The organism is Bacillus cereus group sp. BceL291, assembly GCF_051776705.1.
GTDB classification, from domain to species: domain Bacteria; phylum Bacillota; class Bacilli; order Bacillales; family Bacillaceae_G; genus Bacillus_A; species Bacillus_A cereus.
This window is the reverse complement of record NZ_JBPWAP010000037.1, coordinates 23963-46654: the sequence shown is the minus strand read 5'-3', so window position 1 is coordinate 46654 and position 22692 is coordinate 23963. Positions and strand designations below refer to the sequence as shown.

Here is a 22692-nt window from a genome sequence, read left to right as displayed (position 1 = left end):
CTCCCTTCCGTTAAACCTGCTTAATTTCTTTTACATTTGCATTTTTATCAACAGTAAGAACACCGGTATATTCAATCAGTTCAATCTCACAGTTTGCTCCTACTGTAACATTGTTTCCTCTTACCGTTCTTATGTGAGCATAATCAATATCGATATTGTCACCTTCTAATAGTTCAGCTTCTAACTGCAAGCCAAACACTGTTTTAAATAGTCTACTGAATGTACCTGATCTATGTCTTACTTTAATCGTTTGACCACCAATTTCTTTCGCTCGACATGTACCGTGAATATTTATATTAATTTCATCTGCGCTTAATAAACCACCGATTGTAAATTGTCCTTCTGAAGAAAAAGTATCCACTTCACAATTACCGTCAATTGTAGCTTGACCATTGACTTTAAATTCTTCACCAGTGACATTTCCACCTATCGTACCTTTTCCTGCAATTTTCAAACTGTTTGCTTTTACATTTTGCGTAATTGTTGCTTTTCCATCAATTCGCATCGTTTCAGCTTGAACTGTGCCATCAACTTTACCAGATCCGCTAATTCGTGCACTGCTACTTTTCAAATCGCCAGTAACTGCACCGTAACCGTTACATTCAAATTGCTCACATTCAACATTTCCATTCACAGTTCCTTTTCCGTTTAATTGCACTTTATGAAACTCGCCACCATTCGATGAACCGTAACCATTTATAATCAAATTATCTGTACGCATACTTTCTCCTCCACTACAACAATTTAGTTTTTAATGCTTCGGTATATTTCATAATCGCTTCGCGTAAAACGATTTTGGTGCCTTTTTCAAAAATTAAATCGTCCACGTTTGAAACTAATAAACATGTAGAAATCCCTAACTTTCGGACAATAATTAAGTCACAAGTTTTATGTTTAATTGCTTCATAATTTTCACGTAAAACTTGCAAGACCATTTTTCCTTCTTCTAAACTAATCTCTCCTGATTGCAGTAATTCTTCTAACATGTACACATAAAGAATATCTACAAATTGAAACTCTGCTCTTTTATTCGTTTGTTCTATGAAAAATTGTAAAACTGGTTCTGATGCAATCCCCTTGCATAAAATGTCTTCCTTTGTTAAAAGAATTTCTCTCACACTCGGCGAAAACATGTTTGCTAGTTCATCAAGTGATAAATCCTCTTTCATCGTTTGGATTTTATCGATACGCTCTAATATCTTTTCTTTCGGAAAAAATGTCTCTTGACCTGTAAACGTTGATTTTCGTACAAACCAATCTTCCGGAATTAAATTTTTTCTTTTCCACCTATATAACTGTCCGTATGAAATACCAGTTAGTTCTAATAAATCTTTTTTTGAAATTAAATCTGTACTCAACTGTATAACACTCCTTCCTGATAACAATGTAACATAACACTGTTACGCTGTAAATAGACTTTTATCACAAGTAGCGTAACAATGTGTAAAACAAACCTATTCCTACATACAAAAAAGGCTCTTACACACCTTATGAAAATGTGCAAAAGCCCTTATATATCAAGACTTAAACCAAATATTATAAAAATCAATCCAACCTTGTGAATTAATCATTATATTTTGAACTTTTTCATGTGTACTTACCTCTTGTTTATTACGATATAAAGGAATAATATGAATTTGACGTAACAAAGTATCCTCGATATCGCGTAACAGTGTAACTCTTTTCTCTAATTCTTCTTGTCTAAAATAAGGAGACAACTTTTCATGAAAGTCCATGCTGCTTTGTCCATGAATAAAACTATTTTTTGTAAGAAACATATATAATAGACTATCTTCTATTCGTTCACTGATTGTGGCACTATCATGCATCATATCGGCCTTTTGTATCGTACTTACTTCCAATAGCTCTTCTATATCAAGAAAATTATTTTCTACACGAATCCCATATTTCGCACACTCTTTTTGTATCCACTGTGCATCTTCAACATGATCTCGTCCTGTAAATGTGTAGAGTTGTAGCACTTCATTATGATAAGTACTCCTTTTAATTAAACTTTCTACATCTTCCTCAATCTCTACAATGCTTTCACCTGCTAATATTAGTTTTTTTGCCACTTCTCCACGTTCTCCGCCGAGTTCTTGAACGATTGTATAACCATGAATGATGTTATATAACGCTTTCCGAAATAACTCATCTTGCATTGGTCCTTCTTTCGTAAGATTACATGTTATATATGTCACGTTCGACTCAAGCCGAGACAATTCTTTATTATGTTTTTCTTTATCTTTATACTGCGCCTTTACTAAAACATCGTATGTACCTACACCTTGTTCTACATTCCACAACTCAACACGATCTAAAAAAGGTCTTTCACGAAAATATAAAGGATGTCCTTCTAAAATGAACAGATTTTCATTACTTTTATATAATTGAAAAGGCCCGGTTCCAATTAGCCCTCCTGCTTCATCTTCATTCACGATAGAACACTGTTCTGCACTTAGCATATGTAAAAACATTCGATTTTCTGTATGTAATTGAATTTCGAAAACGTAGTCATCCACTGAACGGATACTTTCAACGTGTTGTAACATCCATGCGTGTGCATTATTTTCCAGCTTTATAAATCGATTCAACGAGTATATAACATCATGTGCAGTAAGTTGTTTTCCATTATGAAAGTGAACTCCTTTTCGTAAGTAAAACGTCCATATTTTTTCAGCGTCATTATATTCCCAGTGAAATGCAAGTCTTGGCTCTATAATGTTTGTATTACCGTCTACATACACGAGTGTGTCGAATATATGTTTTACCATATGGCATTCTGAGCGCATTGTAGCGTATACAGGATCTAATGTGATATCTAAATTCATTTGTACTTGCAACCGGAGTACATCTCTTCTCCCTTCAGATGTCATTTCAACCTTATGACCAAATATTGAATCCACCCAGGAATGATATTCTCCCTTTACTGATGGAAAATGTGAGCTATAGCGTTCCACAAATATACTTCCGCTTTTCACATCCCCTTTTTTCGTTATTTCTTTTCCTCTATCTAAAATTAAAGATATCGGGTGCTTTTGAAATATTAACTTAGACCGATTTCCTCTGCCGCGACCTGGAAACCACTTGATCCAATTTAACTCATCTAATTTTTTTATAATTAATTTACTATTGCGCTCTGTACAAAATAATGTACCAGATATATTTTGCACTGTTACTTCCAATCGTTCTCCCTCTTTTTTTCCTTTTCCATAAGCAATCCATAGTTCAATGTATTGATCTAAAATAAACATCATACTCCCCCTAAAAGGTGAAAAATCCTCCCTATAGTCTCTACCCTTTTTCCAACTCTCCTTTCATCTTATCATTTCAATATAGAAAGGAGGAATTAATATTGAATTATCTCTTACTTCGTTACAATAAACCTATTTTTATTAGATTGTGTGGTGAATTATTAACCCGAACGACTGAATCTATGTTAGCTCTCATTATGATTATTTACGTCAATAAAATGTTAAACGGCAATGTAATAATAACTATGCTAATTTTCGGATTACAGCCACTTTCAGACATTTTATTTACACTTATTGCTGGAGGAATTACTGATAAATATGGCCGAAAAAAGATTATGTTACTCGGATTATTACTACAAGGTGTTGCAATCGGCAGTTTCGTTTTCGCTCAATCTGTTTTTATATTTGCACTGTTATATGTCATTAATGGTATTGGCCGTTCCTTATACATTCCAGCTCAGCGTGCACAAATTGCTGATTTAACAAAACAAGAGCAGCAAGCAGAAATTTTTGCTCTCCTACAAACGATGGGAGCAATTGGATCCGTAGTCGGCCCTTTAATCGGTGCATGTTTTTATAATACTCACCCAGAATATTTATTTATCGTGCAAAGTGTAACCCTTACGATATATGCCGTTGTTGTTTGGACCCAGCTCCCAGAAACCGTTCCACCTATGAGTAAGTCGAAACAAACAGTTGAGGCAAGTTCACCAAAGCAATTTATTTTTAAACATTATGCCATATTCGGTCTTATGGTTTCTACACTTCCTATTAGCTTTTTTTATGCACAAACTGAGACGAATTATCGTATTTTTGCAGAACATGTATTTCCTAATCTCGTATTCATACTCGCATTTATTTCAACATGCAAAGCCATTTTGGAAATCATACTACAAATCTTCCTCGTAAAATGGTCTGAACGATTTTCTATGGCGAAAATCATCCTTATTTCTTACGCCTGCTATACAATAGCTGCAGTTGGCTTTAGTTATTCAACGACGATATTGTCGTTATTCTTCACCTTACTCTTTTTAGTCATTGGAGAAAGTATTGCTCTAAACCACTTATTACGATTCGTTTCAGAAATTGCACCTCACAATAAACGTGGTTTATATTTTTCAATTTACGGTATACACTGGGATATATCTCGAACGTGCGGACCAGTTATGGGTGCAGTTTTATTAAGTAAGTTAAATGGAAGTATGCTGTTTTATATTTGTGCTAGTTTCTTATTAATTGGAGGTATTGTTCAAGCACTGTTTGTTCAAAATTTAGAACGTAAAAAAATCATGAACCAGCCTACACATAATTTATAGGTTACTACTTTTTCAGTAGATCAATATTTCTTATTGGATGAATATTAAAAAACAAAAGTGAAGTATTTCGCGTATGAAAGTATGTTTTATATGGCAGGAGACGTTCCTTATTTACAACTAAAAACACCTCACTTAAGGAAAGTGAGGTGTTTTTGAAATCACTTAATTTCTTATCCTGCCATTTTATTAATACTATCCTCTGGTGAAAATACAGAAATATGATCTACCTTACCAGTCGATTTTGGAATGACAAATTTCAGCTCATACTGGTTATTTACTTTGTATACATATATTTTATCTTCACCATTCTCTTTAACTGAAGATGGTTTTCCTAATGCTTTTTCAATTTCTTGTAATGTAATCAATTTTAGTTCTGCATGATATGAGCGTACATCAAAAACTTGTGACCCTTTATTAAATCCGAAAACAATATTTTTATTTGTAAAAGTTGCGTACATTCCGTTCCCTGCATATTCGGTTTTATTTGCTTTCCCCCACGCTTTTTCAATTTCTTCAATATCCCCTGTATGGGCTCCAAATGGTACATTAGGTACTTTTCCTTCTTTTGCGAGTTCAAACAAATCTTTAACGTGGTTAATTGATTTTTGATTAAGTGTTCTATTTTTCGAATCTGGGTCAGGCGATGGTTTTGTTGTTTTTTCATTGCTTGGTTTTGCTTCAGGATTTTTCTGTTCTTCTGAAAAATTACTTTGTTCATTTTTATTATTTTCCGAGGTTGGATTTGTTTCCTTTTTTTCGTCTGTCCCTTTACATGCGACTAGCGCAAACATACATGTAAACACCAAAAATAACATAACTATTTTTAAATATATTTTCATCATTTTTACCCCCTATTGCATCTTATTCATTTCGTTAACCAACCCATTACATTACTTTTCAAATTATGTTTGTTCCAAAAAGTCAGTGCTTCACTCTCTCCAAAAGCTTGTACAAAATATATTACAAAAGCTGTTTCTAAAAAGTAACCAAGTCTGTTATATCCGAAGTAACTACCTCTTGATAAACGAAACCATTTTCATCTCCTTATTTAAACCTTCTCTTCTCAATGATAATATCCTCTATCTATAACTTAAAACATGCTCTCACAACAGCTCCTTGAAACAGAAAAAAAACAGTAGGAAGTGATTACTCTTTTCCTACTGATTGAAATAAAATTATACGGTAAATCTTAGCTTCTTAAAAAATGTAGCGATAGTATTTTTTACAGTTTCAAAATTATAAGCAAACGTGTTATCTCCACTTAATGATGAAATACATGTTAAACCTGCAGCTTTAATAAAAGCTTTTACATCTACAAGCATAGAATTAGCCTCCATGAATTTAATTACAATCATTATAACAGGTGTTTTACGATGCTAACATGAAAGTAATAAATAAATTTCTATTATTAATTTATCCCGCTATTTGCCGGGCAGTAAGATCCCCACCTCAAAATTCAGCGGAAACAAAGAAGTTAGGTGGGGGCCCTGCTGTCCGTAAAAGCTCGATTGGTGAGGGCTGATAATCAGTGGGGATGAACACCCCCCACTGATTAAAGTTTCACTTTATTTAGCTCACAGTACACCATTCCAATGTCATATAAAAAAGCTGCCCAAAAAGGGCAGCTTCAAATATGTATATTACACTTCGATTGATTTACCATCTTCAACAATATGATAAAGTAAATGCGCTAAATGATGAATTGGACCGTATTCTTCCTCTTCCTCATCTGTTTCACCTTGGAACTCAAGATCGTTTAAGTACAGTGCTAAAAATTGATAGTATAGTTTTAAATCAAATCCGTAGCACGCAGTTGGCTCTTCATGATCACCTTCGTATTGTAACATTAAGTATTGATCGTTTCCTTCTGCATCTTCTGCGTCAAAGAATACGAAGAATCCAACGTTTGTATCTAAATCAAATAGATGACGAGTGCCTTTTTCTGTTGCTTTGTTAAAGTCCTCTTCACTTAATTTATGTACTGTTGTCGCTTTAGCATTATCTTCTTGATGGAAATTTACTGTGAATGTTTTCAATGCTGACACCTCCTGATTGTATAATACTAGCATAACATATAAAAAGGACTGCTTACAAATGTAAACAGTCCTTACATTCATTTTCGCATTGCTCGTAATAAGAAGCTTACGATGAAAATTAAAATGATCGCACCGATTAAAGCTGGAATAATTGCATATCCGCCAATGACTGGACCAAAACTACCAAGTAATTTCGAACCAACCCAAGAACCGATAATACCAGCAATAATATTACCAATTACACCACCAGGTACGTCCTTTCCAGTAATTAAGCTCGCAAGCCATCCTAATATACCACCGACGATTAAAGACCAAATCATATAATAACCTCCTTTGCATTTCACCAATCAAAATATAATTAGAAACAATTGCTTACCATTAGTTATGTGACATTTTTCATAAGTTATTCATGTTGTTCAACTTTAAGATTTTTGAGAATAATACACACAGATTAAACCTTTTTTTGAACTAACGATTTATCCGACTTGTTATTACACACATTAAGGAAAATCTGGCTTCAATATTGTTCGCATAAACTCTTCTTTAAAAGCTGCATAGTTAAAACCAACAGCAATTCTTTGAATCGGCCGATTATCAAACCTTGTTGGCTCAGCTATTTTTCTAAAGTCTGCTACACTTTGGCCCCTAGTCACATCATTTGTCGTACTAATCCACACTGCCGATTTTTTATATTCGAAAATACTGTCATTTATAAACGAGATAAACGGTAATAAATCGTGTATAGGACTCCCACCAATACCCGGATATTCTTTTTTATAAAAGTTCTCATAATAAAAATCAATCATTGGTTTAATGAGTTTCGCCTGTCCAGTTCCTTGTTTATCTATTATATTGGCCATTTCAGGTGTTATAAGCGCGCCCTGTGTTACATTTAACGGGTATATGCTAGCGTTTTTCGCATATTTCATAACAATATTTGCTGCAATTGGATCGCCATAAAAATTCGCTTCAGATACTGGCGTAACATTACCTGGAAATAGGAAAGCGCCGCCCATTATATAATACGAACAAATACGATCCATTATATTTGGATACAATAAAAATAACGTAGCAAGCGTCGTTAGTCTCCCTGTCGCCACAATTATAATATCTTCTGGACAAGGTTCGATTAATTTGATTAATTCACAAAAATTTTCTCGTTTACAAATTCTCATCTCAGGTGGAATAATAGGACCTAAACCGTGATCCCCGTGGATTTCAGGGAAAAACAAAGGCTCTTCAGCTGTCATCGGTCTACTCGCACCTTCAATAATTTTTACTTGTGTAGCATAATACCTTTCTAAAAAATAAACATTTTCCGTAACGATATCTCGTGATACATTCCCATACTCAGCAACAATACCTAGAATATCTAATTTACATGTTTTATTTGCATAAATTAACGCTACGGCGTCATCAATACCAAAGTCTCCAAAAAAGATAATTTTCTTATTAACTATTCTCACCCCTCTTGAGCATAATCTACTATTATTATTATGTGAAAAAGACAAGGCGGTGAAACAGCGCAAACTAAAAAAGCCGCCTATTTATTGGCGACTTCAATCTTTTTATAAGACAAATATGCAAGTACATTTTTACTTGAATCGTATTTCGGGTTATTTCCTTTTCTCGGCTCTCTCATATGTGTCTTTTCAAATCCAGGAATGTCTGGCATTTTCCCCATAAATTCAAGCATTTCTTCCTCAGTACCTTCAATGCGTACACGAATCATTATAACTATTCCTCAATTCTCAGTTTCTCTGTACTAAGTATATCGTACTTCAGAAAGACTGCAACACATTTATCTTTTTAACGTTGTACTTTTTTTACATATAAACATAGCCATTTCAGTATAGAACGATTCTACTTTATTATCTTTAAATTGAATATTAAAATATTCCTTCATTTCGTTTGGTGCTTTCATCATACATTCTGTTAATTTTTCACGCTTTTGTAAAGGGACATCCATCATATTACACCACCAGTCAAAATCAAACTTCTTATCAAAAGTAAGACATGACTGCATTTGCAAACCGTTTTTTTCTAATAAAGTAAGCCATTCTGTCTTTTTTAGAGCTCGTTCATGACTTGGGTCACGCTTTTTTTCTATAAAATTATAAAATGTATCATATTCATTATTTTCTGGCGAAACATTATCTGTTAAGATGAATAATCCATTATTCTCCAACGTACGATTTACTTCATAAATAAATTGAGCCGGACTCGTAAAATGATGGGCTGCAATCCGGCATGTAATTGTATCAAAAAAATGGTCTGCAAATGGTAAATTCTCTGCATTTCCTGCTACAAAAGATACATTTTCATGACCATTCTGCTTTATAAAAACTTTTGCTTTTTCTAACATCTGTTCTGTTAAATCAAGTGCAACTACTTCTTCAAACATAGGTGCTAACATATTTGCCACATGCCCGCCACCAGTAGCAACATCAAGAAGACGATTATTATGACGAGACTCAACTTGTTGAACTACATATTGTAAATCCAGTCCTTTAGCATGTATTTTACTATTTATATATTTATCTGCATTGCTGCCAAACTGTTTTTTCACAAGCTCTTCTTTACTCATATTATCATCTTCTTTCTATTGTTATTTACATATACGACTCATATAATTATTACAATTCTCTTAATGTATTTTCAAATCCTCTTTTCATCTCACTTCTTATCATATTTACCTTTCATTAAAATAATATAATTTTGCATTTTATTATTAAACAAAAAAAGGCTATGGGAACTTCCCCCCTAACCTGAATAAATATTTACTACATTTTTATTTCTTCGTATATATCTATATAATATAAATCCTCTTTCAACTTCATAATAACATCTACTTCGTTATAAGTAGCCTCACGAGCATGTAAACCAAATTGATCCATACCAATCCATATCCACCCAGGTGTAAGATATAAAACATCTATATTAAAATAATCTAACTTAGTAAGCTCCGATGTAATAAATTTATCTTTATTAGCGATTTGTTTATCTATTAAACCGTATTCTTTCCCATTTTCAAATAGCGATATAAATTTCCCTACAATCGGATGTTCACGAACAATAAAATGATATTCTTTTTCTTCTATATTTACCACAATCAAACGAGAAACAGATAAATCAGGCCCTGAATTCGACATATTTGTTTATTCACCTCCTTATATAGGCTTCTTAAATATGATAACAGATGAATATTCAAATTAAGTTAATATAATGTAAAAAATAAAAAAGCTGATTTCCCTTTAGAAATCAGCCTTTATAATTTGATCAACTTTATTCTTTTACAAATTATTATAATGTTTCTTTTTCCTCATCATTTCCAGAAACTAAATTTCCTATAGCATCCGCTGTTACTTCCACTACAAATTCACAAATACCAGCTACAACTTCTCCAATTATTTCATCCATCTTTTTACCCCCTTATTTTATGTAACCTATTTGCATTATAGAAGAAATTGGTAAATACAAACTATCGAAAAAGGTGACATAAACCTTACAGAATTGTAAGCTCTTTTATCCCTTTACTTATCCCCTTTGAAACTCCAAGTATTTTTAGCAGACATATAGGCCATCATAATATGAAGCAAGTAATAATTTAGTGTCAGGAGGCATTTAATATGTATTACGTAAAATTAATTAAAGGTCAATCTTTCTACGCTTTTGATCATCGTTTCTTAGTGTCTGAAGAAGAAGAGGTTTCAGAGAAAATTTATAATTACTTACGACGTAATGAATTTTTTGAAGTACGTAAAGAAGAATATTCTGCTTAATTACAAAAAGCATTAAGAAAAATATCATCTTATTGTGATATATTCTTAATGCTTTTATGTGAATTTCTTCTTTTCAATAATTATTGTTGACTCTATTAAATAATCCAGTATTTGTCCAAGCTAATTCTTCACTATTTTCATATTCTAGTATATGAGGAGGTGAAGAATATGACTCATATCATTGATTACCAAGCTACTCAGCCTATAAGTAAAACTGGTGAAACAACTTTTGCAATCCCAGCTTCTCCAAATAAAGCAATTTTAGCAAATTTAAAATTGAGAATTTCAAGTAGAGATTCACGAAATAATCGAGTAGAATTAATCGCTACAGTTGGTGTAGAAGGTATAACTGAGATTTCCCAAGTTTTATTTCGAATTTTTCGTGATAATATTGAACTTTTCAATACACAAGTAGGTATTGAATCAACAGGTTCTGAACAATTCTACGTACAAACATTTCAAGCTATAGATCAAAACGTTAGCAGTGGAACACACGAATATTCATTAACTGTAGAAAACCTTACTAGTGGTGCAAGTGCAGAAGTTGTTGGCCCACTATCTTTTAGCGCTTTAGCTATTGGACAAGAGCGTAAATGTTGCTAAGTGAATCTAATATTTAATTTTGTACTTGAGAAAAGCGAGGCGTAGTTATACGTTCTTGCTTTTTTATATGTATCCTTACTTTCTATTAGCTTTAATCATAAATTTTTTACGTTTTGATTCACTTATTACATCAATTAACACATCAAATTTTTGACAAATCAAAAAGATTGAAATCCAATTATGAAACACGTAATATAGACTCTGACTCTAAAAAAGTTCGTATGAAAATAATGCATAAATAAGGAGGTTTTATATACGAGTTTTTCATTTTAAAAGACGGAGAGGTTTTATGTTATGTGGCGTAATAAAAACGTTTGGATTGTTCTAATTGGGGAGTTTATTGCAGGTCTAGGATTATGGCTTGGTATTCTTGGCAACCTTGAATTTATGCAAAAATATGTCCCTTCTGATTTCATGAAATCAGTTATATTATTTATCGGACTATTAGCCGGTGTTCTAGTTGGACCTATGGCTGGCCGTGTCATCGATCAGTATGAAAAGAAAAAAGTTCTTCTTTACGCTGGGTTTGGTCGAGTTTTAAGTGTTATTTTCATGTTTTTTGCTATTCAATTTGAAAGTATCGCATTTATGATCGCATTTATGGTTGCTCTTCAAATTTCAGCAGCATTTTATTTCCCTGCATTACAATCTGTAATTCCACTCATCGTACGTGAGCATGAGTTATTACAAATGAACGGTGTACATATGAATGTTGGTACAATTGCTCGTATTGCAGGCACTTCACTAGGTGGAATTCTTTTAGTTGTGATGAGTTTACAGTACATGTATGCCTTCTCAATGGCAGCATACGCCTTATTATTCCTCTCGACTTTCTTCCTACAATTCGAAGACAAAAAATCAACAACACCAAGTAAACAAGCTGCAAAAGATAATAGCTTTATGGAAGTATTTCGTATTTTAAAAGGAATTCCTATTGCTTTTACAGCACTTATATTAAGTATCATCCCTCTATTATTTATAGCTGGGTTTAATTTAATGGTTATTAACATTAGCGAAATGCAACATGATCCTACGATTAAAGGGTTCATATATACAATTGAAGGTGTCGCATTTATGTTAGGTGCCTTCGTAATTAAACGTCTATCTGATCATTTCAAACCTGAAAAATTACTATATTTCTTCGCAGTTTGTACTGCTTTTGCACATCTGTCATTGTTCTTTAGCGATATAAAATGGATGGCTCTTACATCATTTGGTTTGTTTGGGTTTAGTGTTGGCTGCTTCTTCCCTATTATGTCGACGATTTTCCAAACGAAAGTGGAAAAAAGTTATCACGGTCGCCTCTTCTCATTCCGTAATATGTTTGAGAGGGTTATGTTCCAAATCGTCTTACTTGGCACAGGTTTCTTCTTAGATACAATTGGGTTACAATATATGGTTCTCATCTTTGGAGTCGTTTCATTATTGATTATTTCTATTTCCCTTTCTAAGCAGAAACATTATGAAAAACAGCATTCGCAATCTGCAAATTTATAAAATAAACAAAGAAGTATGGGTCTAATATTGAATCCATACTTCTTTGTTTTATAATACGCCTATTTATTACGTTTATTGAAATTACCTAAAGGAGTATCCCCCTTTTATTTCGAATAGATTATAAAAAGTACTCTTTATAAAAGGAGTGGTAAAATGTCTGATGGCATCGAAGTATTTATTGTCCTGCTCTTTGCAATTGCTCTGTTTAGCATCCTAAACTTTTTAGCCATTTCCTTATCTGGACATAGTTTTAAAAAAAGAATCGTGGCAGGTTTCATATTTTTACTACTGACTCCCATTATCTTTTTGACTATCGCAACATTTGCTTCTATATTCGATAAAGCAGGATTTGGCGCAGGTACGTTAGCCTTTATAACCGCAAGCGTATATATATTAAATGGAATAGTGATTCTGCTTTCCTCTTTATTTATCCTCAAAAAAGACATAACATAGGCTATAGTACTAGCATGAATCTGACTTTACACTAGATTCATGCTTATTTAATTTCTCCTAAATTTTTATATGAAATTAAATAATTCTTTAAAAAAATTTAAACTTTATTTATTATAATATCCCTATCGTATTCGCACGTTTATTAAAATTTAAAAGAAAGGAGCACAAAATGAAAAAGGTTCTACTTACAATTCCTATACTAATCATCCTACTTAGTGGATGCAGCAATAACGATATATACGGTTCTTGGGAAGTCGTTGACAATAAAAAAGGGGAATGCCCTGTATATTATAAATTTGAAACAGTTATCAAAAAAGAAAATAAAGAGGAAATTGTGCAAAATTTAGTAGAAATGCAAACAACAAAGAATAAAGACGATTTATATAAAGGCTCATTTGTCAAAAATTCTAATATATATCACATTGATTATGGTAATTCATTTACATCGGACCAAACTTTAAAAGTTGCCGACGGTACATTAAATGTATACTTTTTGACAGCCGAAAAATTATGCACATATAAAAAGAAATGATTACATTTCAGAGGAGACGCAGAAAATATTTTCTGCGTTATTTCACTTTAGAAATCGTCCACAAAAATAGCCCTTGTTTTCGTATTCTTTTTCATTCAAAACATGAGAAATATACTTAATAAAAACTAGAAAATATCTTAAGTTATATAAAATGAATCCTATAATAGACATTTCAATTAACACATCTACGCTATTTACATCGTTACTTTTCAAAATAGGCTAATCCTTCCTCTAAATTTGTCAATCGTTTTAATTTTCATAAAAAAATGATAAAATATAAACATGTGTTTTCAGAATAATTAAAAACGAAGAATGAAAGCACTGTTTTAGGAGGGGTTTTGATGACTTACACGTTAGCAACTAGAATGAAAGCATTCCAATCTTCTATATTTAGTGAATTAGGAGCCTATAAAAAAGAAAAAATTGCAGCAGGTCATAACATGATTGATTTGAGCATCGGAAATCCTGATATGCCGCCCGCTGATTTTGTAAGAGAAACAATGGTACATACAGCGAGTGAGAAAGAGAGCTACGGGTATACATTATCAGGTATTCAAGAATTTCACGAAGCTGTAACTGAATATTACAACAACACTCATAACGTTTTATTAAATGCGGATAAAGAAGTTTTATTGTTAATGGGTTCACAAGACGGGCTCGTTCATTTACCTATGGTTTATGCAAATCCAGGTGATATTATATTAGTTCCTGATCCAGGATATACAGCTTATGAAACAGGTATTCAAATGGCTGGTGCAACATCTTACTACATGCCTTTAAAGAAAGAGAATGATTTCTTACCAGACTTAGAAGTCATCCCTGAAGAAATTGCCGATCAAGCAAAGATGATGATTTTAAACTTCCCAGGGAATCCCGTTCCAGCAATGGCTCATGAAGATTTCTTTAAAGAAGTAATCGCATTCGCGAAAAAGCATAATATTATCGTTGTCCATGATTTTGCTTATGCTGAATTTTATTTCGATGGTAATAAGCCAATTAGCTTTCTCTCTGTACCTGGTGCTAAAGAAGTTGGTGTAGAAATCAATTCTTTGTCAAAAAGTTATAGTTTAGCAGGTAGCCGTATTGGATATATGATTGGAAACGAAGAAATTGTTCGTGCACTTACTCAATTTAAATCTAATACCGATTACGGTGTATTTTTACCAATTCAAAAAGCGGCATCTGTAGTACTAAGAAATGGCGCTGCATTTTGTGAGAAAAACCGCGATATTTATCAAGAACGGAGAGATACTTTAGTCGATGGATTCCGAACATTTGGATGGAATGTCGATAAGCCAGCTGGTAGTATGTTTGTCTGGGCTGAAATTCCACAAGGATGGACTTCTCTAGACTTCGCTTATGCATTAATGGATCGTGCGAATGTCGTTGTTACACCTGGTCATGCATTTGGACCTCATGGAGAAGGCTTCGTACGTATTGCACTCGTTCAAGATAAAGAAGTATTGCAACAAGTTGTTGAAAATATTAGAAATAGCGGCATTTTCGTCCTTGAAAAAGTAGATGAATTAGTTAAAAATTAGTTCCCACTCCCCTGCTTAACTTTAGCAGGGGTATTATTAATTGGAGGTACTTTCATATGCATATTAAAGACACGCTTCCCCATCGTTATCCATTTTTAATGATTGATAAAGTAACAAATGTAAAACAAGGTGAATCCGTTACAGGATATAAACTCATTACAAATAACGAATGGTTTATAAATGATAGTCAAAAACATATGCCTCATATGTTAATTGTAGAATCACTTGCCCAGCTTAGTGCATTTGTACATACAAGTGATTCTGAAGGACTAGGATTTCTCTCCTCTTTAGATGGAGTTGAATTCCACGGAAAAGCATATCCCGGTGATAAACTTGATTTACATTATGAGCTAACGCGCAATCGCCGAGGTTTTATTCTTAGTAAAGGTATTGCAACTGTAAACGACCAGCCTATTGTAACTATAGAAAAACTATTAATATATCAAGCAGATTAAAGTGTTCCTTATATCAGTTGGAAATATCTATTCTCAACCAATTAAGTAAATAGGAAAACATATTACGTAGTTAGGAGCAGGAAAATGGAACGTACTATCGGTATCGATGCTGGAGGCACATTAACGAAAATAGCTTATTTTAACGAAAAAAAGCTATTAACTTTTGAAAAATTTTATTCACATGAACAACATAAAATAATAGATTGGATTAAAAACAACAATGGCATAAAACAAATATGTATTACGGGTGGTAAATCGAAACTATTACAGCATCTGCTTACAGGTTCATATAAAATAATAGAGCTAAACGAATTTGAATCTACTCTTGCAGGTGTCCAATACATATTAAAAGAAGAAAAACACACTATAAACAATTTTATTTTAACCAATATCGGTACAGGTACTTCTATCCATTATGTTTATAATGAACAATATATTCGCGCTGGTGGAACCGGAGTTGGCGGTGGAACTATTATGGGACTTTCAAAATTGTTAACAAATATAGATCATTTTGAAGATGTAATTCCTCTAACAAAAGTAGGATCCAGAAAAGAACTAGATATTACGGTTGGAGATATTTATGGTGGTATTCTCTCACCTATTGATAATAGCTTAACTGCTAGCAATTTTGGTAAAGCCGCTATTTCAGAATCGAAATATAATAGCTCAGACATACTTGCTACTATACAAGGACTTGTCGGTGAAGTCGTTACTGCATTAAGCCTTCAATTCGCTGAAACAAAAAACATTAAACATATTATTTATATTGGTTCGACTTTATGTAATAACGTACAACTTCAACATATTATAAGTAGCTACACCGAATATCAAAATAAAACACCAATCTTTTTACAAGATGGTGGTAATAGCGGTGCAATTGGTGCATTACTTCATGCTACGAAATAAAAAGCTGATTTTTGTCAGCTTTTTAAAAATGGCACTTCAAATTCAATAATTGATTCCCCGTTCTCTCCAATTCGCTCCACGCTTATTCTATCAATCACACAATTTAACTTCCCATGAAAACTAGGAATCTCCTTCACTACTTCAGCAGCTAATTTGGCACTTTCTTTTCTTCCGACTGTTACATGCGGGATGTACGGAATGTTTTCTTCCAAAAATTGTAATAAAGGTCCTGTATTCTATGATAAGAAATTTTGTATACTAACTCCATCTTCTCCCCTCCATTATTTCAACTGGCTCACTGGATATTTAGCAAATAAAGATTTCCGAAAATCTTTATCTTCCACAAGCATTTTAATTTTTTCTTCATTGCCGTTAAAGAACTTTATAACTTTATTTTTATCCCATATATCTTTTTCTTTTGGAAAATCATCGAATATTCTATGCAAAATTGATAACATTTCTTCCCTCGTTATCTTAAAGTTTTTATTCTCTACCTGAAACTCATAACTTTTTGCATTTGGCACTAAAATCACTAAATATATAGCATTAAAGAAAAAATTCTTCTTCATCGTATCCTTCTCATCAAACCAATACGTCTCAATCATTTCTTCTGTAAGAGCCCCACTTTCTTTTGCGCCATAGTTCACTTTTATATTTTCATTTTCTAAACTTATACTTTGAACTGTTCCACCACCGGGTAAATGATTAACAATTGCAACCACATCTGAATTATTACCAACGTATGTCCCAGTATATTTCTTAAAATCATCTGACCTAATATCATATATATCTTTTATTCTTTCTCCATTAGAACAAGCCGCAATGAATAAAAAAATTGTTAGCATAACGATCATGTTATGATGCATATATTTCATTTAGCATCCCCCATTTTTATCGATATTTCGTTAATTACAATATTTACTTTCAAATCCCTTTTAAATATACGCATTTTAATCAAAATTAAAAATTTTCATTTTTTATGTTTACAATTATCCATTAATTGTATATACTTACTAACGTAAGAAAAAAATTCTAAAAGGAGGTCGAAGGAAATGATGAAATTACAATTACATGCATTAACTTTAGCGTTAACTGCACCTGTGTTTTCTGGACAATTAAATATGAATTCGACCACCCTAATGGAGAATTGAAAATCGTACTTTATTTCATTTAATTCATAAATTCGCCACAGGAGGCCGTATACTTTCCTGTGGCTTTTTCACGCCCAGCCATAGGAGAACTGTATCTTCCTGTGGTTTTTTTGCGCGATTTTTTAGTCTCTTACATTATTTTTCTAAGAAAGGAGCAACATTCAATGACTATTAGCGTATTGTTTTTAAGTATTACGATTCAAAGAAATATAATTTCCAAAGATGAAATTCTTCATAATGAGCAAATTGAAAAAGCTATGAATGATATTAAGGAGCGCCAAGCACTTTACTGTGATCACCTGTAATTCCTTTTCGAAAGGAGGAATTCATTTATGACTTTTCATATTTTCTTTTTTACGACTGTACTTCAAAAAAATACTTTATCTGAAAATGAAATCAATCGTAAACAACAGTTAAAACAACTGACTGATAAAATAACTGACATTAAAAGTTCATACTACACTCAAATGTATTAAAAATATATTTTAAAGGGGTAATATATTCATGAAATTTAAAGCATTCTTTTTAACAATCACCATTCAAAAACGTAAACTTTCACAGAAAGAGATTTTACGTGAGCAACACATCCAAAATATTATGGACGAAGTAAAAGAACGCCAATCTTCTTATTACACTCGTCTTTTCTAAAACACTTATAAAGGGGCAATTATTTTATGAAATTTAAAGTATTCTTTTTAACCATTACCATTCAAAAAAATAAATTTTCCGAGTCTGAAATGCTTCATGAGCGACAAATTAATCAGGCTATGGATTCTGTAAAAGAAAGACAAAGTCATTACTGTAGTCACCTGTAATTTCTTATTACACTCGTTTTTTCTAAATCACTTATAAAGGGGCAATTATTTTATGAAATTTAAAGTATTCTTTTTAACCATTACCATTCAAAAAAATAAATTTTCTGAGTCTGAAATGCTTCATGAACGACAAATTAATCAGGCTATGGATTCTGTAAAAGAAAGACAAAGTCATTACTGTAGTCATCTGTAATTCCAATTCGAAAGGAGGAATTCACATATGAAGTTTCACCTATTCTTTTTAACGATTACGATTCAAAAAGAAACAATATCTCAAAATGAATTAAAACAAGAAAGACAATATAAACAAGTTATTGATGAAATTCGAGATCGTAGAAGCAAGTACTACACTCACCTTTAATCGTTTAACTATATAGAATTGAAAGGAGTCGATTATGATGATGATAGCACGCTGTAAGGAAATGATTTGGATAGTTCAGAGGGATTCCACATAGTTTTATAGAGCTTATATCACACAAGTTCATCGCTGAATTTGATGTATAAAAAATATATAATAAAATCAAATCAACCCGCTTTTAATTATTTTTTTATAAACAAAAGATACACCACTTAAAAAGAGGTGTATCTTTCTCAGGTTTTACTATTTCCGATTACTTCTCTTCGTCTTAAACAATCTCACTAAGTTCGAAACAACTGTTTTTGTTACTGCATAAACTGGTACTGCTAAAATCATTCCGATGATTCCAGCAAAGTTACCTACCCCTAAAATTAGGATAATAATTGTTAATGGGTGGATGTTTAATTTCGAGCTCATAATACGTGGTGAAATAATATTACTTTCAAACTGTTGTACAATTGTTACGATAATAATTACGTATAAGGCTTGCATCGGAGATACGAACAGTCCTACAATAACAGCTGGTGCTGCTCCGATAAATGGACCTAAGTTAGGAATGATGTTTGTAAATGCTGCGATAATCCCTAAAACGAAAGCGTACGGTAAATCGATAATTAAATAACCGATAAAAGTAAACGCACCTACAAATATACAAACGAGCGCTTGCCCTTGAATATATGCAGATAATGTTTCGTTCGTTTCCTTAATGATACGAAGCCCCTCTTCACGGTAAGACTCTGGTAATAAACTTACCGCTTTTCCTGGAAAGGCATGTCCATCTTTAAACATGTAAAATAAAATGAACGGTACAGTAAATACAACTAATGCAACGTTCGTGATAATACCAAATAAAGCCGTTGCACTCGACGTAATTGTATTTGGTATATCTTTTAAGTATTCAATCGCATTTTTTTCAATTGTTTCAATGGAAACGTAGTTTTGTGTAGATAACCATTCAAACAACCTATGATGTGATAATTCTTGTATGTATACTTTTCCCTCTTTTATGTAGCCTGGCATATTTTTTACTAAGTCCATTAGCTGTTGTGAAATCGTAGGAACAACTACTCCAACGCCAACCGCAGTTAATGTTATGATAAAAAGATATAACAGCAATATCGCTAAATTTCTAGGTACTTTTTTATTCTCCAAAAAGATTAATACAGGATTAAATATGAAGTATAAAAAAAGCGCGATTAAGATTGGGAAAAATAATGTTGATATGAAGATACCAATCGGTTGAAATAAAAATGATATTTTTGTGCAAATAAATATGATTCCTACAACCATTAGCACTTCTAATGTCCAAAAGTGCACTTTTGATTTCAAAAAAATGGCCTCCTTTAAACTAGCACTTCTCTTCATTGTACCAAAATAAGTATGAATTTCACATAATATTTTCCTTTACAATATTCCAAAATACCAATAAATACACTACAATGAGATTATATACAAATTTGCAGGTAAAGGTGATAAAAATGACACAATGCATCATTTGCAGAAAAGATACGAAAGAACTTAGTGAACAATATGTCATTCCAGAAATATTATGTGGATATTATTTCACAAACTCAATTTGTGATACTTGTCATGAACAAATGACAACAAATATTGATCGTCCTTTAATTAGGCATAAATTGAGTCAATTTAAGATTGAACAAATGAAAAGACAAATTGATTCCCCACTCTATACGAATGAGCACGGTGAGGAACTTGCGGCTGCTGAGACTGATGTTGTCGAAGTAAGCGACGAAATTCTTTATTCTAATGCATTAATTATGAAACTATGTAAAAAGCACGATATTTCCTTACATAATGAAATTTGGAAAGAGGAACGTGTAACGAAAGTAGCCAGTTCTATTCAACGTGAATTGCTATTGGATAACCGTAAATATAAAATGAGTATATTAAAAATGGCTTATACATTCGCTGTACAAACAGTTGATGGCTACTTTGAAGATCAAGATGCGATTGATATCTCTACCATTCTCTCAAATGCAGATTTCGTGGAACTAAAAGAAAAAAGCATTGTACGTGATTTAAGCAAAAGTTCTTTATGGAATACGCTAAATACAAGTAGTGAAAATCATTACTTTATTTTACTTAGCGATAAAGACGGTCTGTTTTGCTTCATTCGTTTGTTTGACATTTTTGATGTTGTCGTTCATTTATCAGAAAAAAGATTTGACCTTCCATCACCCATTGTCGGTGTAAATAATGTGAATACACAGAAATTTTATGTCCAAAGTTTAAAACAGTATATGGATGGGCTGTTTAAAGAAAAAGCACCTACTATATAACAGAGACCAGAACATATGGTCTCCTTTCTTGATGAAAAGACACTGTGTTATAATGAGTATGAAAAGAACAATACAATCACATAAACCAATTATAAATTGTATATAAATAAAAAAGACTAGTGTGCGGCTACACACTAGTCCACGTAACTTAGCAGATTGGATTGTTCATTTATCCTATTTGTTTCTTACAAACAAAACAACCCACATTCTATAGGCATAGGTGGGTTGTTATTTTTTGAGCTTGTCTATTAAAACGACGACGAACGTTAACAATGCAACGAGAAACAGTCCACCCTGCAGTAGCAACGCTATTTCACTCACGTATTATCACCCCCCTCCTACTCGGAGAAGTGATAATTGAACAACCAACCGCACCTTAAGTTACCCTTTAATTTTACCATATTTTCTAATAATTTACGATGAAAACCCGCAAGCGAATAACTTGCGGGTTTTTTATCTCGTGTTAACAGGCAGTAAACAAAATGAAGCAATAAATAAGTGAAACTTTATTTCTCACTATTTTTTTAATGCATATGCATCAGCAATCATTTCACCAACAATTTTATTTTCTTCTTTCTTCTCGTCTTTCAATAATGGGAATAACAATTCTGCCACTTCATACGCTTCTTCTAAATGCGGATATCCTGATAAAACAAACGTATCAATTCCTAACGATTCATATTCTTTTATCCTTTCTGCTACTGTATGCGGATCGCCTACAAGTGCAGTACCTGCCCCACCTCTTACAAGTCCGATTCCAGCCCATAAATTAGGGCTTATCTCTAACGACTCTCTCGTACCTTTATTTAAATGGGTCATCCGTTTTTGACCAACCGAATCATATCTTGCAAATGTCTTTTGAGCAAGCTCAATTGTTTCATTATCCACATATTGAATTAAACGTTCTGCCTCTTCCCATGCTTCTTCTTCTGTTTCTCTTACAATTACGTGTAATCTAATGCCAAATCGCACTGTACGCCCCTTCTCTTCTGCAAGTTTTCTTACTTCTTCTATTTTCTCTTTCACTTGCTCTGGCGGCTCTCCCCACGTTAAATATACATCACTATGTTCAGCTGCTACTTCTTTTCCAGCAGCTGACGATCCTCCGAAATATATAGGAGGATATGGTATTTGAACTGGTGGGAATACAACTTTACTATCTGTAACTTTAATATGTTTTCCTTCTAAAGAGATCGTTTCACCTTGCAATGTCGATTTCCAAACTTTTAAAAATTCATCCGCTGCTTCATATCTTTCATCATGATCAAGATATAATCCATCTCCTTGTAGTTCAACTGGATCCCCTCCAGCTACTACATTAATAAGCAGCCTCCCATGTGAAATTCTATCAAATGTAGATGCCATCCTCGCTGCAACTGTAGGGGACATTAGTCCTGGTCTCACTGCTACTAAAAATTTTAGTTTTTCTGTTTCAGCAGCAAGAGCTGAAGCTAACACCCAAGGGTCTTCACATCCTTGACCAGTTGGAAGTAAAACACCCGTATATCCTAAATAATCAGCTGCCGCAGCAACTTGCTTATAATAACCATATTCAGCTGCTCTTCCTCGTTTTGTCGTTCCTAAATATCGACCATCTCCATAAGCCGGAATAAACCATAATAATTCCATACCTTTACACACCCCTTATTTATTTTGAATCGTATACTAACACATTCTATATAAATTACCCCTA

Annotated in this window: 31 protein-coding genes and 2 pseudogenes; 16 read left to right on the top strand and 17 right to left on the bottom strand. The window is 32.9% G+C overall.

Annotated features, from left to right (window positions below; genetic code table 11):
- Window positions 1–10: 10 nt before the first annotated feature.
- From ACS2CR_RS21445 to ACS2CR_RS21435, 3 genes are all read right to left on the bottom strand, one after another.
- Window positions 11–721 (bottom strand): bactofilin family protein, encoded by a 711-nt coding sequence (locus ACS2CR_RS21445; RefSeq protein ID WP_001258385.1) that lies wholly within the window; start codon window positions 719–721, stop codon window positions 11–13.
- A 13-nt stretch (window positions 722–734) separates the two neighbouring features.
- Window positions 735–1358, bottom strand: coding sequence for a YhbD family protein (locus ACS2CR_RS21440; RefSeq protein ID WP_000102238.1), 624 nt, complete (start codon window positions 1356–1358; stop codon window positions 735–737).
- Between the two features lie 159 nt (window positions 1359–1517).
- A complete protein-coding gene (locus tag ACS2CR_RS21435) occupies window positions 1518–3254 on the bottom strand; it encodes an SgrR family transcriptional regulator (RefSeq protein WP_000470198.1) in 1737 nt (578 codons plus the stop codon).
- A 101-nt stretch (window positions 3255–3355) separates the two neighbouring features.
- On the opposite strand from ACS2CR_RS21435, the gene ACS2CR_RS21430 reads away from it, so the two are divergent.
- Window positions 3356–4570 (top strand): MDR family MFS transporter, encoded by a 1215-nt coding sequence (locus tag ACS2CR_RS21430; protein WP_001108459.1) that lies wholly within the window; start codon window positions 3356–3358, stop codon window positions 4568–4570.
- 170 nt (window positions 4571–4740) lie between these two features.
- Here ACS2CR_RS21430 and ACS2CR_RS21425 read toward each other — a convergent pair whose 3' ends face one another.
- The 9 genes and pseudogenes from ACS2CR_RS21425 to ACS2CR_RS21385 form a co-directional block, all read right to left on the bottom strand.
- Window positions 4741–5412: a YjgB family protein gene (locus tag ACS2CR_RS21425; RefSeq protein WP_002098287.1), complete on the bottom strand. Its 672-nt coding sequence runs from the start codon at window positions 5410–5412 to the stop codon at window positions 4741–4743.
- A 23-nt stretch (window positions 5413–5435) separates the two neighbouring features.
- A pseudogene (locus ACS2CR_RS21420) lies at window positions 5436–5606 on the bottom strand (aminopeptidase); the annotation flags it as partial.
- Between the two features lie 139 nt (window positions 5607–5745).
- Window positions 5746–5892: a hypothetical protein gene (locus tag ACS2CR_RS21415; RefSeq protein ID WP_000959548.1), complete on the bottom strand. Its 147-nt coding sequence runs from the start codon at window positions 5890–5892 to the stop codon at window positions 5746–5748.
- A 318-nt stretch (window positions 5893–6210) separates the two neighbouring features.
- A complete protein-coding gene (locus ACS2CR_RS21410; RefSeq protein WP_000847587.1) occupies window positions 6211–6606 on the bottom strand; it encodes a hypothetical protein in 396 nt (131 codons plus the stop codon).
- A gap of 77 nt (window positions 6607–6683) precedes the next feature.
- The gene (locus tag ACS2CR_RS21405) at window positions 6684–6926 is read right to left on the bottom strand and encodes a GlsB/YeaQ/YmgE family stress response membrane protein (protein WP_000638306.1); all 243 of its coding nucleotides are present in this window, start codon (window positions 6924–6926) and stop codon (window positions 6684–6686) included.
- Window positions 6927–7106: 180 nt separating this feature from the next.
- Window positions 7107–8072, bottom strand: a complete 966-nt coding sequence (locus ACS2CR_RS21400; RefSeq protein WP_053514311.1) for a nucleoside hydrolase — start codon at window positions 8070–8072, stop codon at window positions 7107–7109.
- Window positions 8073–8149: 77 nt separating this feature from the next.
- Window positions 8150–8338, bottom strand: coding sequence for a DUF3970 family protein (locus ACS2CR_RS21395; RefSeq protein WP_000621885.1), 189 nt, complete (start codon window positions 8336–8338; stop codon window positions 8150–8152).
- A 69-nt stretch (window positions 8339–8407) separates the two neighbouring features.
- Window positions 8408–9193, bottom strand: a complete 786-nt coding sequence (locus ACS2CR_RS21390; RefSeq protein ID WP_053514310.1) for a class I SAM-dependent methyltransferase — start codon at window positions 9191–9193, stop codon at window positions 8408–8410.
- Between the two features lie 196 nt (window positions 9194–9389).
- The gene (locus ACS2CR_RS21385; protein ID WP_000071478.1) at window positions 9390–9758 is read right to left on the bottom strand and encodes a hypothetical protein; all 369 of its coding nucleotides are present in this window, start codon (window positions 9756–9758) and stop codon (window positions 9390–9392) included.
- Window positions 9759–10235: 477 nt separating this feature from the next.
- On the opposite strand from ACS2CR_RS21385, the gene ACS2CR_RS21380 reads away from it, so the two are divergent.
- From ACS2CR_RS21380 to coaW, 8 genes are all read left to right on the top strand, one after another.
- Window positions 10236–10388, top strand: coding sequence for a YqbF domain-containing protein (locus tag ACS2CR_RS21380; protein ID WP_000291905.1), 153 nt, complete (start codon window positions 10236–10238; stop codon window positions 10386–10388).
- Between the two features lie 168 nt (window positions 10389–10556).
- The gene (gene exsC, locus ACS2CR_RS21375; RefSeq protein WP_000148800.1) at window positions 10557–10991 is read left to right on the top strand and encodes an exosporium protein ExsC; all 435 of its coding nucleotides are present in this window, start codon (window positions 10557–10559) and stop codon (window positions 10989–10991) included.
- 294 nt (window positions 10992–11285) lie between these two features.
- Window positions 11286–12488, top strand: coding sequence for an MFS transporter (locus ACS2CR_RS21370; RefSeq protein WP_000269261.1), 1203 nt, complete (start codon window positions 11286–11288; stop codon window positions 12486–12488).
- Window positions 12489–12641: 153 nt separating this feature from the next.
- Window positions 12642–12941 carry a hypothetical protein gene (locus ACS2CR_RS21365; protein WP_053514309.1) on the top strand — a complete coding sequence of 100 codons (300 nt, stop codon included), beginning with the start codon at window positions 12642–12644 and terminating at the stop codon, window positions 12939–12941.
- Window positions 12942–13110: 169 nt separating this feature from the next.
- Complete coding sequence (locus tag ACS2CR_RS21360) at window positions 13111–13473, top strand: hypothetical protein (protein WP_000757016.1); 363 nt, start codon at window positions 13111–13113, stop codon at window positions 13471–13473.
- A 341-nt stretch (window positions 13474–13814) separates the two neighbouring features.
- On the top strand, window positions 13815–15014 hold the full coding sequence (locus ACS2CR_RS21355; RefSeq protein WP_153602587.1) for an LL-diaminopimelate aminotransferase: 1200 nt from the start codon (window positions 13815–13817) through the stop codon (window positions 15012–15014).
- 56 nt (window positions 15015–15070) lie between these two features.
- Window positions 15071–15469 carry a 3-hydroxyacyl-ACP dehydratase FabZ family protein gene (locus ACS2CR_RS21350; RefSeq protein WP_053514308.1) on the top strand — a complete coding sequence of 133 codons (399 nt, stop codon included), beginning with the start codon at window positions 15071–15073 and terminating at the stop codon, window positions 15467–15469.
- An 84-nt stretch (window positions 15470–15553) separates the two neighbouring features.
- Window positions 15554–16375, top strand: a complete 822-nt coding sequence (gene coaW, locus ACS2CR_RS21345) for a type II pantothenate kinase (RefSeq protein WP_000442493.1) — start codon at window positions 15554–15556, stop codon at window positions 16373–16375.
- Between the two features lie 14 nt (window positions 16376–16389).
- Here coaW and ACS2CR_RS21340 read toward each other — a convergent pair.
- Together ACS2CR_RS21340 and ACS2CR_RS21335 are read right to left on the bottom strand one after the other, a co-directional pair.
- A pseudogene (locus tag ACS2CR_RS21340) lies at window positions 16390–16608 on the bottom strand (2'-5' RNA ligase family protein); the annotation flags it as partial.
- A gap of 48 nt (window positions 16609–16656) precedes the next feature.
- The gene (locus tag ACS2CR_RS21335) at window positions 16657–17250 is read right to left on the bottom strand and encodes a DUF4825 domain-containing protein (RefSeq protein ID WP_000876536.1); all 594 of its coding nucleotides are present in this window, start codon (window positions 17248–17250) and stop codon (window positions 16657–16659) included.
- A gap of 440 nt (window positions 17251–17690) precedes the next feature.
- Between ACS2CR_RS21335 and ACS2CR_RS21330 the strand changes: the two genes are divergently transcribed.
- The 6 genes from ACS2CR_RS21330 to ACS2CR_RS21305 are packed head-to-tail and all read left to right on the top strand — an operon-like array spanning window position 17691 to window position 18702.
- Window positions 17691–17831: a YrzI family small protein gene (locus ACS2CR_RS21330; RefSeq protein ID WP_053514307.1), complete on the top strand. Its 141-nt coding sequence runs from the start codon at window positions 17691–17693 to the stop codon at window positions 17829–17831.
- A gap of 27 nt (window positions 17832–17858) precedes the next feature.
- A complete protein-coding gene (locus tag ACS2CR_RS21325) occupies window positions 17859–18002 on the top strand; it encodes a YrzI family small protein (protein ID WP_016110163.1) in 144 nt (47 codons plus the stop codon).
- Between the two features lie 28 nt (window positions 18003–18030).
- A complete protein-coding gene (locus ACS2CR_RS21320; RefSeq protein ID WP_000668963.1) occupies window positions 18031–18174 on the top strand; it encodes a YrzI family small protein in 144 nt (47 codons plus the stop codon).
- 26 nt (window positions 18175–18200) lie between these two features.
- Complete coding sequence (locus ACS2CR_RS21315; protein ID WP_000669805.1) at window positions 18201–18341, top strand: YrzI family small protein; 141 nt, start codon at window positions 18201–18203, stop codon at window positions 18339–18341.
- Between the two features lie 52 nt (window positions 18342–18393).
- Window positions 18394–18534, top strand: coding sequence for a YrzI family small protein (locus ACS2CR_RS21310; protein ID WP_000669805.1), 141 nt, complete (start codon window positions 18394–18396; stop codon window positions 18532–18534).
- 27 nt (window positions 18535–18561) lie between these two features.
- Window positions 18562–18702, top strand: a complete 141-nt coding sequence (locus tag ACS2CR_RS21305; protein WP_000668497.1) for a YrzI family small protein — start codon at window positions 18562–18564, stop codon at window positions 18700–18702.
- Window positions 18703–18942: 240 nt separating this feature from the next.
- Here the strand turns inward: ACS2CR_RS21305 and ACS2CR_RS21300 are convergent, their stop codons facing one another.
- Window positions 18943–20028 carry an AI-2E family transporter gene (locus tag ACS2CR_RS21300; RefSeq protein ID WP_000837892.1) on the bottom strand — a complete coding sequence of 362 codons (1086 nt, stop codon included), beginning with the start codon at window positions 20026–20028 and terminating at the stop codon, window positions 18943–18945.
- 149 nt (window positions 20029–20177) lie between these two features.
- On the opposite strand from ACS2CR_RS21300, the gene ACS2CR_RS21295 reads away from it, so the two are divergent.
- Window positions 20178–20999 carry an HNH endonuclease gene (locus ACS2CR_RS21295; RefSeq protein WP_000189710.1) on the top strand — a complete coding sequence of 274 codons (822 nt, stop codon included), beginning with the start codon at window positions 20178–20180 and terminating at the stop codon, window positions 20997–20999.
- Between the two features lie 228 nt (window positions 21000–21227).
- Here ACS2CR_RS21295 and ACS2CR_RS21290 read toward each other — a convergent pair whose 3' ends face one another.
- Window positions 21228–21320: a putative holin-like toxin gene (locus tag ACS2CR_RS21290; protein WP_001289320.1), complete on the bottom strand. Its 93-nt coding sequence runs from the start codon at window positions 21318–21320 to the stop codon at window positions 21228–21230.
- A gap of 195 nt (window positions 21321–21515) precedes the next feature.
- Window positions 21516–22628 carry an FMNH2-dependent alkanesulfonate monooxygenase gene (gene ssuD / locus ACS2CR_RS21285; protein ID WP_053514306.1) on the bottom strand — a complete coding sequence of 371 codons (1113 nt, stop codon included), beginning with the start codon at window positions 22626–22628 and terminating at the stop codon, window positions 21516–21518.
- Window positions 22629–22692: the final 64 nt, after the last annotated feature.

Coding starts and splice junctions, on each gene's coding strand:
- ACS2CR_RS21445 (WP_001258385.1), bottom strand. CDS start 721: ATGCGTACAGATAATTTGATTATAAATGGTTACGGTTCATCGAATGGT.
- ACS2CR_RS21435 (WP_000470198.1), bottom strand. CDS start 3,254: ATGTTTATTTTAGATCAATACATTGAACTATGGATTGCTTATGGAAAA.
- ACS2CR_RS21425 (WP_002098287.1), bottom strand. CDS start 5,412: ATGATGAAAATATATTTAAAAATAGTTATGTTATTTTTGGTGTTTACA.
- ACS2CR_RS21415 (WP_000959548.1), bottom strand. CDS start 5,892: ATGCTTGTAGATGTAAAAGCTTTTATTAAAGCTGCAGGTTTAACATGT.
- ACS2CR_RS21405 (WP_000638306.1), bottom strand. CDS start 6,926: ATGATTTGGTCTTTAATCGTCGGTGGTATATTAGGATGGCTTGCGAGC.
- ACS2CR_RS21395 (WP_000621885.1), bottom strand. CDS start 8,338: ATGATTCGTGTACGCATTGAAGGTACTGAGGAAGAAATGCTTGAATTT.
- ACS2CR_RS21390 (WP_053514310.1), bottom strand. CDS start 9,193: ATGAGTAAAGAAGAGCTTGTGAAAAAACAGTTTGGCAGCAATGCAGAT.
- ACS2CR_RS21385 (WP_000071478.1), bottom strand. CDS start 9,758: ATGTCGAATTCAGGGCCTGATTTATCTGTTTCTCGTTTGATTGTGGTA.
- ACS2CR_RS21380 (WP_000291905.1), top strand. CDS start 10,236: ATGTATTACGTAAAATTAATTAAAGGTCAATCTTTCTACGCTTTTGAT.
- exsC (WP_000148800.1), top strand. CDS start 10,557: ATGACTCATATCATTGATTACCAAGCTACTCAGCCTATAAGTAAAACT.
- ACS2CR_RS21370 (WP_000269261.1), top strand. CDS start 11,286: ATGTGGCGTAATAAAAACGTTTGGATTGTTCTAATTGGGGAGTTTATT.
- ACS2CR_RS21365 (WP_053514309.1), top strand. CDS start 12,642: ATGTCTGATGGCATCGAAGTATTTATTGTCCTGCTCTTTGCAATTGCT.
- ACS2CR_RS21360 (WP_000757016.1), top strand. CDS start 13,111: ATGAAAAAGGTTCTACTTACAATTCCTATACTAATCATCCTACTTAGT.
- ACS2CR_RS21355 (WP_153602587.1), top strand. CDS start 13,815: ATGACTTACACGTTAGCAACTAGAATGAAAGCATTCCAATCTTCTATA.
- ACS2CR_RS21350 (WP_053514308.1), top strand. CDS start 15,071: ATGCATATTAAAGACACGCTTCCCCATCGTTATCCATTTTTAATGATT.
- coaW (WP_000442493.1), top strand. CDS start 15,554: ATGGAACGTACTATCGGTATCGATGCTGGAGGCACATTAACGAAAATA.
- ACS2CR_RS21335 (WP_000876536.1), bottom strand. CDS start 17,250: ATGAAATATATGCATCATAACATGATCGTTATGCTAACAATTTTTTTA.
- ACS2CR_RS21330 (WP_053514307.1), top strand. CDS start 17,691: ATGACTATTAGCGTATTGTTTTTAAGTATTACGATTCAAAGAAATATA.
- ACS2CR_RS21325 (WP_016110163.1), top strand. CDS start 17,859: ATGACTTTTCATATTTTCTTTTTTACGACTGTACTTCAAAAAAATACT.
- ACS2CR_RS21320 (WP_000668963.1), top strand. CDS start 18,031: ATGAAATTTAAAGCATTCTTTTTAACAATCACCATTCAAAAACGTAAA.
- ACS2CR_RS21315 (WP_000669805.1), top strand. CDS start 18,201: ATGAAATTTAAAGTATTCTTTTTAACCATTACCATTCAAAAAAATAAA.
- ACS2CR_RS21310 (WP_000669805.1), top strand. CDS start 18,394: ATGAAATTTAAAGTATTCTTTTTAACCATTACCATTCAAAAAAATAAA.
- ACS2CR_RS21305 (WP_000668497.1), top strand. CDS start 18,562: ATGAAGTTTCACCTATTCTTTTTAACGATTACGATTCAAAAAGAAACA.
- ACS2CR_RS21295 (WP_000189710.1), top strand. CDS start 20,178: ATGACACAATGCATCATTTGCAGAAAAGATACGAAAGAACTTAGTGAA.
- ssuD (WP_053514306.1), bottom strand. CDS start 22,628: ATGGAATTATTATGGTTTATTCCGGCTTATGGAGATGGTCGATATTTA.